Annotated in this window: 9 protein-coding genes and 3 tRNA genes; all 12 read right to left on the bottom strand. The window is 41.8% G+C overall.

Annotated elements, in window-relative coordinates; genetic code table 11:
- Window positions 1-319: 319 nt before the first annotated feature.
- A tRNA-Cys gene (locus tag D5281_RS22400) sits at window positions 320-391 on the bottom strand.
- A gap of 66 nt (window positions 392-457) precedes the next feature.
- Window positions 458-529, bottom strand: a tRNA-Glu gene (locus D5281_RS22395).
- Between the two features lie 124 nt (window positions 530-653).
- Window positions 654-1,511 carry an EamA family transporter gene (locus tag D5281_RS22390; protein WP_160562168.1) on the bottom strand — a complete coding sequence of 286 codons (858 nt, stop codon included), beginning with the start codon at window positions 1,509-1,511 and terminating at the stop codon, window positions 654-656.
- An 88-nt stretch (window positions 1,512-1,599) separates the two neighbouring features.
- Window positions 1,600-2,166: a biotin transporter BioY gene (locus D5281_RS22385; RefSeq protein ID WP_160562167.1), complete on the bottom strand. Its 567-nt coding sequence runs from the start codon at window positions 2,164-2,166 to the stop codon at window positions 1,600-1,602.
- 294 nt (window positions 2,167-2,460) lie between these two features.
- Entirely contained in the window at window positions 2,461-3,480 is a 1,020-nt protein-coding gene (locus tag D5281_RS22380) for an SDR family oxidoreductase (protein WP_160562166.1), read from the bottom strand.
- 1,459 nt (window positions 3,481-4,939) lie between these two features.
- Window positions 4,940-5,794, bottom strand: a complete 855-nt coding sequence (locus D5281_RS22375; RefSeq protein ID WP_160562165.1) for an alpha/beta hydrolase fold domain-containing protein — start codon at window positions 5,792-5,794, stop codon at window positions 4,940-4,942.
- 4 nt (window positions 5,795-5,798) lie between these two features.
- Window positions 5,799-6,641 (bottom strand): carbohydrate ABC transporter permease, encoded by an 843-nt coding sequence (locus tag D5281_RS22370; RefSeq protein ID WP_330585251.1) that lies wholly within the window; start codon window positions 6,639-6,641, stop codon window positions 5,799-5,801.
- Between the two features lie 4 nt (window positions 6,642-6,645).
- On the bottom strand, window positions 6,646-7,518 hold the full coding sequence (locus D5281_RS22365) for a carbohydrate ABC transporter permease (RefSeq protein ID WP_160562164.1): 873 nt from the start codon (window positions 7,516-7,518) through the stop codon (window positions 6,646-6,648).
- 190 nt (window positions 7,519-7,708) lie between these two features.
- Window positions 7,709-9,043 (bottom strand): ABC transporter substrate-binding protein, encoded by a 1,335-nt coding sequence (locus tag D5281_RS22360; RefSeq protein WP_160562163.1) that lies wholly within the window; start codon window positions 9,041-9,043, stop codon window positions 7,709-7,711.
- A 101-nt stretch (window positions 9,044-9,144) separates the two neighbouring features.
- A complete protein-coding gene (locus tag D5281_RS22355; protein WP_160562162.1) occupies window positions 9,145-10,674 on the bottom strand; it encodes a response regulator transcription factor in 1,530 nt (509 codons plus the stop codon).
- Between the two features lie 35 nt (window positions 10,675-10,709).
- Window positions 10,710-12,479: a cache domain-containing sensor histidine kinase gene (locus D5281_RS22350; RefSeq protein ID WP_160562161.1), complete on the bottom strand. Its 1,770-nt coding sequence runs from the start codon at window positions 12,477-12,479 to the stop codon at window positions 10,710-10,712.
- 169 nt (window positions 12,480-12,648) lie between these two features.
- Window positions 12,649-12,720, bottom strand: a tRNA-Asn gene (locus D5281_RS22345).
- Window positions 12,721-12,852 lie beyond the last annotated feature (132 nt).

Genomic DNA, 12,852 nt, shown 5'->3' with positions numbered 1-12,852 from the left:
CAAATGGATATATGACACCATTTGAAAAGAGAATGCAGGCATGATTATGTCAAAACTTTTCCTTGTAAGTGTTACAAAAAAACTTGACCATCTCAATTTGGTAGATATGCTAAATGAGTAACCAAAGGGCACTACCGTGACCACCTTATGAACCGATTTTATTCGATTTTAAACGGTTTTAAACGAAGCATTGAAAATTTAAGAAATATGAAAAAATGTGGGTAAAATTGACCAGAGACAAAGGTCTAAAAGTGTCAAGCCAAAAATTCACCCCAAAGCAAAAACCCCGAAAAATCAACATTTTTCGAGGTTTTCTGAGAGGCGCAGACCGGATTTGAACCGGTGGATACTGGTGTTGCAGACCATTGCCTTACCACTTGGCTACTGCGCCATATATAGTAATATATCAAATTAATGGCTCACAGTCAATTCATTTTCTGTGACTTACCATATTTTATGACTCCGACGGGAATCGAACCCGTGTTACCGCCGTGAAAGGGCGATGTCTTAACCGCTTGACCACGGAGCCTTATTCTTTCTCCCTTTTCACATCCCTAAAAGGACAGCTTTCCTGCCGACTGGCAACCTGATGAAAACCATTTTATCATAATCAGGTTCATTTGGCAAGAGGAAAATTTATAAATCATCACGAACTATAATAACAGCATAAGCGTACCTCCAACCAGCATTATCAGCCCTATGACTGCCTTGGGGCTTAGCCTTTCATCAAAAACGATTCTGGCAAATACCACCGTTACCAAAATACTTAATTTATCAATCGGCACAATAACACTTGCCGGTCCTGTCTGCAGAGCCCGATAATAGCAAAGCCACGACCCACCCGTTGTGCATCCTGACAATCCGATAAACAGCCAGCTTTTTCTGTCAATACTTCTCACGCCATCTTGTTTTCCCTTGACTAAAACAATTAACCACGCCATGGTCAATACCACAAATGTCCGAATAGCCGTGCCTAAGTTAGAATCTATATTCATAATACCCACTTTCCCAAGAACTGAGGTCAAGCTGGCAAATACTGCTGAACCGCAAGCATATAAAAGCCAACTATGCTTCTCCTTTTGCTGCTCCACTGCCTTTTGCTGAATCATAAGATAGGTACCTATAGATAAGAAAATCATAGACACCACTTTCGTAACAGTGATTTCTTCCTTTAAAAATAAAAAGGCCATCAGCATGGTAAGGATTGTGCTTGATTTATCTATAGGTGTTACTTTATTAACATCCCCCAACTGTAACGCCTTAAAATAGCAAAGCCAGGAGGCCCCTGTTGCCAAACCGGACAAAATCAAAAAAAACATTGTTTTAGCATCAATACAGTCCATAGATACAATGCCGCCGGTGGTAAATGCCATAAGCCAGGAAAAGACCAAAACTACAATCGTACGTAATGCCGTCACAAGATCGGAATCCGTATTCTTAATTCCACATTTAGCTAGAATTGATGTTATTCCTGCAAACAATGCTGCGGCAAACGCAAATAAAATCCACATGCCTTTCTCCCTCCGTTTTTCGCCGGCTTCTACCATTGTCATTATTGCATAATCATCATGTATTGTATACTTTATATTAAAATTAACCCTAAGAATAATCCTCTTTATTACGTGCTGGCAGCAAGCTTGCTTTTACTAATGCATTGCGAATTATTTTACCTAATGCAGTTGCAACCAAAATTTTAATAATATCACCAAGGACAAAGGGAAAGACACAGCTCGTTAAAGCATACCATACTTTACACTGCATTTCCAAAACAAACCACGCTGTCCCCACAAAATAGGCAAATACCATAGACACCATCATTCCCAAAATAGTGGTGAGCGTATGAGCATGAGAATATTCCATGACAAAACCAGAAATCAATGCTGTAAGAATAAATCCCACCAAATATCCCCCGGTAGGCCCTGCTAATTTCCCCAAACCTCCCTGATAGCCAGAAAAAACAGGCATTCCCATCACACCCAATAACAAATAAACAATATAACTTATGGTAGTTCCTCTCATCCCAAGGAAATATACCGAAAGAAAAATGACAAAATTTGTAAAAGATACTGGGATAGGTCCAATCGGAATAGACATAGGCCCAAGAACACACATTAAGGCCGCCATCAATGCACAAGTGGTCAGTCGATAAACTTTTTGCTTTCTCATGTTTATACCTCCATATATTCCAGTCTATTTTGCGATACTGCTCTAGTAAAAAGTTTAGAAGTTTACTTCCAAACTTGATTCCTCCTTTTACGAATTTTCTATATTCTAATATACATATTTGCCTTTTAATTATCAACTTATATTTGTTATGAGTTTACAATAAAGACATTCCTTAACACCGATCCCGCATTGCCTTAAAACCAATATAAGCTCTGTCTAAAACCACATACGGTTCCGGTCACGCAAAAGCCTGTAAGCAAATCATGCCTACAGGCTTTACATTTCATTATAAACTTAGCTTTCTCTAATTGTCTTGGTCATAGTCTCCACACCATTTATCACCTTATCACACCACTTGTCAAAGTCAGGATCTTCCCTCTGACATTCCGGATGGGAGAGCACATACGCTACGGTATCCCTGATTCCCTGATCAGCCCGAATCTTAGCGGTAAACCCGGGCACAAGCCTTTTAAGCTTGCTATTATCAAATACAACGGTATTGGCTTTATCCCCTAGCAAGCTTCCTGCAAAATCATAGGGACCACAGGCATCCAAAAACTCAGAGGCTACATGAATGGCATTCAGTTCAACCCCAATGGCATCTGCAATCATTTGATAAATCTGGTTCCACGTAACTGATTCATCAGAAGTAATCTGCACTGCTTCTCCAATGGCATGGATGTTTCCCACAAGACCCGCAAATCCTTTGGCAAAATCAGAATTATGGGTCAGCGTCCAAAGAGATGTACCATCTCCATGTATGATGACCTTTTTTCCTTCAAGCATGCGCTTTATAACGGAATAGCTGCCATTTTCTCCATGCATGCCAAGAGGGACAGAGCGCTCATCATATGTGTGACTAGGACGCACAATCGTAATCGGAAAGCCTTCCTCGCGATACAGCTTCATCAAATATTCTTCCCCTGCAATCTTATTCCGGGAATATTCCCAATAAGGATTGGCAAGAGGCGTACTTTCATTGATATAATAATGAGCGAGAGGTTTTTGGTAGGCTGATGCCGAGCTGATATAAATAAACTGCTTTGTCCGTCCTCCAAACAGCCTGTAATCCCGCTCCAGCTCCACAGGGGAAAATGCAATAAAATCTGCAACCACATCAAATTTCAAATCCCCAATGGCCGCTCTGACAGCATCCTCATCCTTTATATCCACCCTTATTTCCACAATATCTCCCGAAAGACCACTGTTATGATTGCCCCGGTTCAGAAGGTACAGTGTATGTCCCTCTGACAAAAGTAATTTTGAGATTGCCATACTAATTGTACCTGTTCCACCAATAAAAAGTATCTTCATAAGTAAATCCTCCTTATCCATTCCATTACTGCATCATTTAGGCGGCTTATTATACTAAGCCCTTTTTCTTTTTGCGCCTGCTTGTTGAATATAATTTAATATTTTTTATTATACTATTTGAAAATGCACTTGAATAGGCTATTGCCCAAATTATTTGATTTTCGTCTATACACCCAGCAATGCCTTTTTCTCCGCATTTGAATGCCTTAAGTATCAGATCTCGCACCATTGGCTCGGAAGGATTACTGTTCAAGACCGCCTGCTTATACACATTCTGCCAACTTTCCACCAAATCTTTCGCATTCTCATGTTTGTCCTCTTTCGACAATTGCTCCATGACATAGGTTACAAGCGCAATGCGTACCTTCGTCAGTCCCTTACTGATTTCCCAGTGGAACCATACGAGCAATCATACGAAAATCACTGTCTCCAAGGATATCATATATTTTAAAATCTGGCTTTCCCTCTGAATCGTCTTTTTCCTTATATAATTCATCCGCAAGTCTCCTACAGAAGTTGAAATACTCCTGGTCAAGAGAGTAAAATATGTTCTCATCCATTCTAATGCTATTAGTGACTCCCTTCAATCTGATAGAGTCAATTTTCTGGAGATCGAGCTGTATATACTCCCCCTCGCTGATCCGTTGTTGCCGTTCCTCCGATATTCCGAAAACAGAATAGCTATGTACTACGGTTTAGCTCGCTTCATGCATCTCCATAATGGCATCCACTGCTTTCTTATAGCTCCTGCTCCGGATACAGATAACAAAATCGTTCTTATCTACCGTGCCATGTGTGCACTTGAACGGCCACCTTGTTTGACCTAAAACAGGAGGTCCCAATCATAAGTGTTGCGGTTAGGCTGCCTCGGATTATACGAAAATTCTGAAACAACAAGGCCGAAGTGCGTCAGCTTGTAATAGATGGATTAAAACAGGGAAAAGAAGGGAAAATAAAAGACTTTAACACCGTCTGCGACAGATTAGAGAAAAAATATACAAATGCATCACTATAATATTGAAATTACAGCTCTGGCTGTATCGTACCTTGGGAATATCAGAGCATATCTGTTAACTCTCCTTTTCTGAACAGTTTTAGACCATCAATCATTTGAGCCGCTCGGTTTTTCCGGATGGCTCTTTTTATCGTTTCAATCCCTTCATTATAAGCTCCCACAAATCACCATATATAGATATTTATAATTTGCTCAATACAATATATTGTCTTATAATCATATTGTTTTTGAATTTGTGCGATTCTAGAACGAAAGGATACACGTTGTTTGAGTTTGTGCAAAGTTAGAAAGTATAAAGTGCAGGCCACTTTACACCTTCTGGCTTTTTTATGTCTGCAAAATACTATTTTACAGGCTGTCATACAGCAATCTGAACGCAGACAGAAAATGACTACGGCAGCCAGGCCGTTATCATCTCCTGACAGTAAGCTCCTTTTATGGCGGTTATAGCCTTCGACTGAACTCTGCGATCTGTTCCTTAATTACCGGCTGGTAGAATTCCCCACTCCCGTGCCCGCCGCCTGAAATAACCATAAAATCCACAGAATATCCATTTGCACACAGCTGTTCATAAAATTCACTGCTTTGAGAAAATGGAACCAGAGGATCCGCATCTCCATGAAATATCAAAAATGGGATTTTTTCCTCCTCTGCGTGCTTCCTGATATAGGTAACAGGACTGGCCTTATACCTTAGCAGAGCAGTTTCCTCCTCCGTTTTTCCCAAACAAAATTGTCTCAGCCAAAAAGGATGCCAGGGCGTTGGGTCGTCAAACTCACGGATGTCAGATGGTCCATAAAGATCTATCACTCCCTGTACGGCTGAAGATATCCCCAAATATTCTCCCTGCTCAAATTCTCTTTCTCCCATTGTAAGTCCTGCCAGCGAAGCTAACTGTCCTCCCGCTGATTCTCCCATGATCACAAACCTGGATTCATCCAGGCCATATTCTTCTGCGTGTGCTCTAAGGAAACGTATGGCAGTTTTCACATCAATAAGCGCTGCCGGAAATGGCGCTTCCGGTCCCACGCGATATTCTACACTGGCTACGGCAAACCCCTGATAGGCATAAAACGCCAATTCCGCCATCCATACATCTACATTCATCTGAGAAAAAGCGCCTCCACATAACCATATCAGCAATGGTCGCTTTCCTAATGTACGCTCTTTTGGGAGAATTAAGTTTAGTACAAGTGCCCGTTGCGTTGTATCAAACCACGCGGGGACATTCGAAAATGGAATATGTGCATAGTAAGTGCATGGTTCCTGTATCATCCGAACGTGAATCTCTTTTTTCATAAGTCTACCCCTTTACCGCACCACTGGTAATACCAGCTATAATATGTTTCTGCATAGCAATATAAAAAATAACAATTGGTATCAGAACAATCACCATTGTGGCCATCATCCGTGCCCAGTCACTTGTGAACTCTCCAACTCCCTTATATACTTCCATTACCAGTGTTCCTTTTTTACTGGAGCTCAGGAACAGAAACGGATACAGGAAGTCATTCCAAATCCACATCACATCAAATATCATAATTGTAACCGTAATAGGTTTTAGCAGTGGAAAAACAACCAGCCAGAAGGTTTTCCATACGCTTCCCCCGTCTATTCTGGCCGCATCCTCCAAATCCACAGGAACTCCTGACAGAAACCCGCGATACATAAACATGGCAAAATTGCTCCAGCTGGTATATAACACAATAAGCCCCCAAATCGAATTTTGCAGATGCAGCGTCTGAAGCACAAGGAACAACGGTATGATAATAGACTGGACCGGAATCATAAAGCCAATCAGAAAATAGTAAAAGCAGGCTTTTGTCACACGATTTTGTCTGCGCTCAATTGCATAAGCCGCCATAGAACCAAATATAATGATCAGCGTTACCGAACAGACAGTAATTATCACCGTATTGGTCAGACTGTTCAGAAAATTCATTCCTTCAAAAGCCCGCTGATAATTTTCAAGAAATAAGGTCCGGGGTAAAGCCATAGGAGCCTTGGTAGCTTCCTGCGCCGTCTTGAAAGTATTCACTACCAAATAATAAAATGGTATCATGAAAAAGACACAAACACAGAGCATAAATATTTCAAAAAAGTAGCTGGAAAGAGGTCTTGAATTAAGTTTTTTCTTTCTTTTCACAAATTTATATCTCCTTCTTATGAGTGACTTTATATTGTATAAATCCAATCGCCGCCACTATTGCACAGAATATAATCGACATCGCCGTTGCCGCGCCATACTTCTTATTGATAAAGCCTGTCTGTATGACAATCTGGGTCAGCATGGTCGTTGCACTTCCCGGACCACCCTTGGTCAGGGCATAAGGAAGCTCGTATACCTTAAGGGCACTGGTCAGAAGAAGCAGCGTACTGCTCGCCACTGCCGGACGCAACAGTGGGAGTGTAATCCGGAAAAATTGCTGTGCTTTGCTTGCACCATCAATGGAAGCCGCCTCGTAAAAATCACTGGAAATTCCCTGCATCTGTGCTATATAAATGCAGGCGTGCCAGCCCACCATAGACCAGACGCTGACGATCAGAACAGACCAAATCGCCATCTTAGGGCTGGAGAGCCAGGGTATCGCATCCAGGCCAAAAAGTCCAAAAAATTTATTTAGAATACCGAATTCCATAGGCGACATTATATAAGACCAAAGATACCCCAAAATCAAAATACTGGGAACCGATGGGAAAAAAAATGCTGCACGCTGGAAATTCCTTGTGGGCATCCTGGAATTTAAAGCCAGTGCCAGAGGGATAGCGAGGATGGTCACACAGACAGGATTCATTACAGCATAAAATAATGTATTTTTCAGTGCTGTGGTCATCCTCACATCCGAAAAGGCACTCATATAATTCGTCAAACCTGCAAACTTAAGATCTTTGATTACCGACCCGTTCCAATTGCTAAGAGACAGCCCGAATGTCATAGCCAAAGGAATAAAAGTCAATATTGTATATGTTATAAAGGCCGGGAGGATTAAAAGCAGATAGGGCAATTCCTTTTTTATCTTCATTATAACCACCATTCTGCCGCCTATAGGCGGCCCACTATTTAAGGGGAACCTTTCCATATCAATCCCGTTCATTTTCTATAGTGCAGGTTCCCGAATTGTCTCCATGCCGCATTTTCTGTGCTATTGCAACGAAAGATCGCGAATGCGATCTCTCGTCTGCCTGCAGATACTGCCTGCGGCACTCTTTTTATCATTCAGCAGCCTTCAGTTCTGCAAACTGCCTGTCAAACGACTCCAATGCTTCATCCGGCGTTAGTGTTCCGGCCATCACATCCTGTACGCCCACTGTCCAGGCCTGCAAGATTGCTGCCGGGTGCTCCCAAACCATTGTCTGCCAGAAATATTTACCATCAATCGTATCCTGCCGGTATTGCTCTATTTGCGGAATCAATTCATAATCCACACCATCTACCAGCATAATCATATTGGTTGCTTTCTGATACTGTTCCAGCCCTTCCTCCGTGCAGACATAGTCCAGATATGCATAAGCGCCTTCCTTATTCTTTGCATTTACTGCAACACAGTATCCTACACCCGGGCAGCCCTGCAGCATGCTCTCCCCGTTTAATCCCGGAAGGGGTTTCAGATCCCATTTAAGGTCAGGATTCTTCACATTATAATCCGGCATATTTCCTACATATTCCCATATCATAGCTGCCTGTCCGTTTACAAACATATCCGTTGCCTGTTCTCCTGTAAGTCCAAGGCAGCTCTGGGGCAGATATCCCGGTTCAACGATTCCGTCATACCATGCATTAAATGTTTCCGAGTACTTTTCCGCAAATGTGGATGTGCCATTGTTGATCGCATCATCGGTATACATATCCTTTACAATTTCTGTGGAAGTATAAAGTCCCCATGCAAAGTCAAAAAGATCGTCCTTTCCACATACCAGCGGCTGAATTCCATTATCCTGCAATGTCTTACAGACATCTACGAATTCATCCCATGTTTTAGGAAATTCCTGAATTCCAGCCTGCTCAAAAAGATCAATGTTGTAACAAATGCCGCGAATCCATGCGTTCAAAGAAAGTCCATAGACATGTCCCTGCGCGTCTCCATTTGTCCTTTTACAGATATCACTGATGCGATCCATGATAGGGAGATCGGAAAGATCTTCTGCACATTGATATGCGATTACCTCTTCTCTTGTATCCGGTCCCATGATATAAAGATCCGTAAGTTCATCCGCCGCCAGCAAAACAGAATATTTTTCCATATACTGCTGAAGGGGGGGCGCGTACTGAAGATCCATCTCGTACTGGGGATAGGCCTGTTCAAATCCTTCCTTCAGCTCCTTCATAGATTCTGTGTCAAACCAGGAAAGATTTGTAACCACTGTTTTTCCATCTGTGTTCCCATCATCTGCTGCCGCTGTCTGCCCACTGTCTGCAGGCGCGGTGCTTTCCTCTTCTGTCTCTGCGCTATCTGTTGCCGGAGCATTATCCTTGGAGTTCCCGCCGCATCCTGCCAGAAGGCCCAGGGTCAGGACTGAGGCTAGTGACATTGCAATAACACGTTTCATACCTTTGATTCCTTTCTTTATTAACTACTGATCTAATAATTACATGATTAGTATATCTCTTAGGTGCGGCGCAAAAAATGACAAAAACTACAATAATTTGCTCAATTATCAGAATTAACCGTGTTTCTCCGGTATTCACTTGCTTTCATCCCAATAATCTGTTTAAACTTGCGGCTAAAATGATATTCGCTCTCGTATCCCACCATAATACTGATCTCATATACAGTTTTATCTGTCTCCCGAAGAAGCTGTTTTGCCCTTTCCATCCTTAATCCTGTCACATAATCCCAGAAGCGCTGCCCCATCTCCTGACGGAAGATAGTCAGAAAATAGTTCTTACTAAGCCCTACATGACTTGCCACCTGCTGTACCATAAAATCCGGAGAATAGCAATTATTATCCGTATAACTAATCGCCCGGAAAATGAGGCTGTTCTTTCCCTTCTCGGCCCAAAGCTCGTGAAGCTGGCTTTCACAGTCGGACAATACCTTTTGCAGAAAGCATTTCAGGGGCTGGTAATAATGAAATGATGCTATCTTGGGATAATCAATATGGCGTAGAATAGAAAACGTGGCTTCTCCGTATACCTTAGTCAGATCCTGTTTGATCTGGATCAAAAAATAAATACTTTTTTCCCGCAGTATATCGGGATTTACATCATTTTCTCTGGCTTCGGCAAATGCATCTTCCACTGCCAGAATCAGAGGGTTTACCTGTCCATCAAAAACAAACCTTTCAATCTGTTCCGGCGTAGCGATCTGTCTGATATCTCTCAGCAGTCTGTCCGTCTGCCGGCCCTCCTCCAAAATAGCAGAACCTTCTACATAGAAGCAGGATTTTGCTAATTCCTGCATCTGCCGATAACGCATAGGAAGTTCTTCTTTTGAACAAATTGGCAGGCTCAAGTATAAAATCAGGTTTAAGCCTTCCCAATCTGTATATTTGCTGAATCCGTCTGCGATCTCCTTGCTTTGGACAGCTGGAAAAAGTCCTACTGACTTCTCATTTTGTTTATAACAAAAAAAGTCTTCTATTACCGAGTGTAGTTCCAATCGTTCAAAGGAAAATCCCTGATCCAGCACATAAGCCATACGAAATTCCCGTCCGGATTGGAAAAGAGCGGATAATTCCCGACATTCTTTGTAAGTTCCCAAAGAGCCAAGCAGTTCCTGCAGCTGTGCACCCACCTTTTGGTATCGGATGGTGATCTGCAGCTGCGAAAATGCGGCGCTGTCTACTTTCGACTGTTTCAGCTCATCATATATCTTAAGCAGAGTAGCTTTAAGCTCTCTGCGATTGACTGGCTTTAATATGTAACCGGAAACTCCCAGAGATATCGCTGCCTGTGCATATTTGAAATCATCATACGCACTGATCACCAACAGGATAACCTTCTGATCAATCTTTCTCAGCTCTCTTATCAATTCCAGCCCATCCATTATGGGCATCCGAATATCCACCAATATCACATCCGGATAAAACTGGTGATATTTTTCCATGGCTTCTTTTCCATCCTCTGCTGTGGCGCAGACACAGAAACCGTATTCACCCCACGCTACCGCCTTTTGCAGTAAAAGGACATTTTTGTGCTCATCATCAACGATCATCACCTGATACATTTTAATAACCATGCTCCCTTCCCAGCCTGCAAATTTGTGTCTTCAATCTATTTCCCCCAATCCTCACTTGGAAACGTACACGTAATCCTTGTGAATTTCCCTTCTTCACTGTGAATCATAAGGCCATACCCTTCTCCATACTGCAGCTTGATACGCTGATTCGTATTTGCAAGCCCTACTGAGCTGCCCACAGCCGGCTGTTCCATATGAGTACGTATATCCTGCAATTTTCCGTGGGACATGCCGCATCCATTATCATATACCGTAATATGGACGACATCCTCTATTTCCTGAGCCGTTATCTCAATAAGTCCGCCTGCTTTTTTATCCCGAAATCCATGTTTAATACAATTTTCTACCAGGGGTTGGAGAATAAATTTAAGCACAGTTTTCTCCATCAGTTCTTCCTGAATATTGATCCGATAAATAAACATTTTTTCATATCGCTTATGATATAGTTCCAGAAAATATTTTGTATACTCATATTCTTGTCTTAACCTGACCAGCTTATCCCTGTTGTCTAATGCATACCGCATCAAATAACTTAAGGACACAACAATTTCCTCTATCTGTTCATTCTCTGCCAGGATAGCCTCTGTCTGGATAAGCTGTAATACATTATATAGAAAGTGAGGATTGATCTGATTCGAAAGGTTATCGTATTCCATTTCTTTCCTGCGCAGTTCCAGAAGATAATTTTTATTGATCAATTCATTCATACTGCTGACCATTTGTTCAAACCGGTTTCTAATCACAGCGACCTCATGATACTGCTGTCCTTTCTCGAACGCAGGTCTGAAATCATTACTTTCCACCTGTCCAATCCTGGATACCAGCTGATCTAATGGCTTTTCAATATATCTGACCAGAGCAACGGAAACAATAACAGATAAAATAAGGCTGACCATCACTGCGATCATACAGATCTGCAGCATGGGACGGACAGATGACAATATCTGGGAATAGGGAGAAATGCTGATAATTTTCCAGCCATTGCTCTGCAATGTGGTATAGGTAATTAGCTCATCACCGCCCTGAAAAGATCCCTTGGCACCACAGGAGATAGTTTCTGTCATGTAGGCCGAAAGGGTATTATCCATAGTACTCTCCCCGTGAAGATATATTTTCTGGCCGTTTTGATCCATCAGATAAACCTTTGTCCCATCAGCAAAATCGAAATTGTCCAGAATCGCATCTATACGCTGAGCGCTTATATCGCACATGATATATCCCTCCGCCACATGACCTCTATAGATGGGAAAAATTGCAGATACAGCCGATGGATAAGGATTTCGTTTATAATAATCCACTTCATGGGGCATAAAATAATGGATTCCTCTTTCAGAAAAATCATGGCATTCTATGGCCCATTCCTTTGAGGAAAGAACAAAATCTGTGTTCAGACCTGATATTAAGTTTTTCATATATCCATTCTCCCCTAAAACAATCAGGTCGCCCATATAAGTTTTAAAAGAATTAAAGTTATTCATCAGATCCGTAAGCTCTCTTTCTTTAGACAAGCGCTCTGAAAAAACCGTTTCTTCTTCCTTCATGGAAACCAGATCCGCCACCGTGGGGCTGCGCCCAATAGTGACCAACGGTGCCTTCATATCATTGAAATAATAATCAATGTTATCCCGTGCCGTATCCAGAATCATCTGCATATCATTGATAATGCGATCTGTAAATTCCTGTGAGACAACAAGATACAATATCCAAAATGTAAATATCAAAAGCAGTGCAAATACAGTAGAAAAAACTACTATCATCTTGCGCTTAAAGCTATAATTGACATATTGAAATATTTGTCTAATCATAATTTACTCCATTTCTACTCATGACAAGGTTGTGTCAAGTAGCGCGCAGACACAAATCTCGCGATTAAAATTTTAATTTTCAATCTTATGCCCCGCATTTTTATTCCCATATACGCAAAAACCTGTAAACAGCCATGTCTACAGGTTTCACTATTCCTTATTCACTTAACTCCCCGAGTAGGGCTCGAACCTACAACAACTCGGTTAACAGCCGAGTGCTCTACCATTGAGCTATCGAGGATTATTTCTTTTTCACTTCTTCTTTCTTTTGAAGGCCATACCCTCAAAACCGAACACCAAGGCCACATCCTCACATCTTCTCGGTTAAGCTTCCGGCCTATTAGTACCTGTCAGCTCTGCACATTACTGTGCC

The organism is Parablautia muri (assembly GCF_009917485.1).
Lineage (GTDB): Bacteria > Bacillota > Clostridia > Lachnospirales > Lachnospiraceae > Suilimivivens > Suilimivivens muri.
This window is presented reverse-complemented; position numbering and strand designations above follow the sequence as displayed.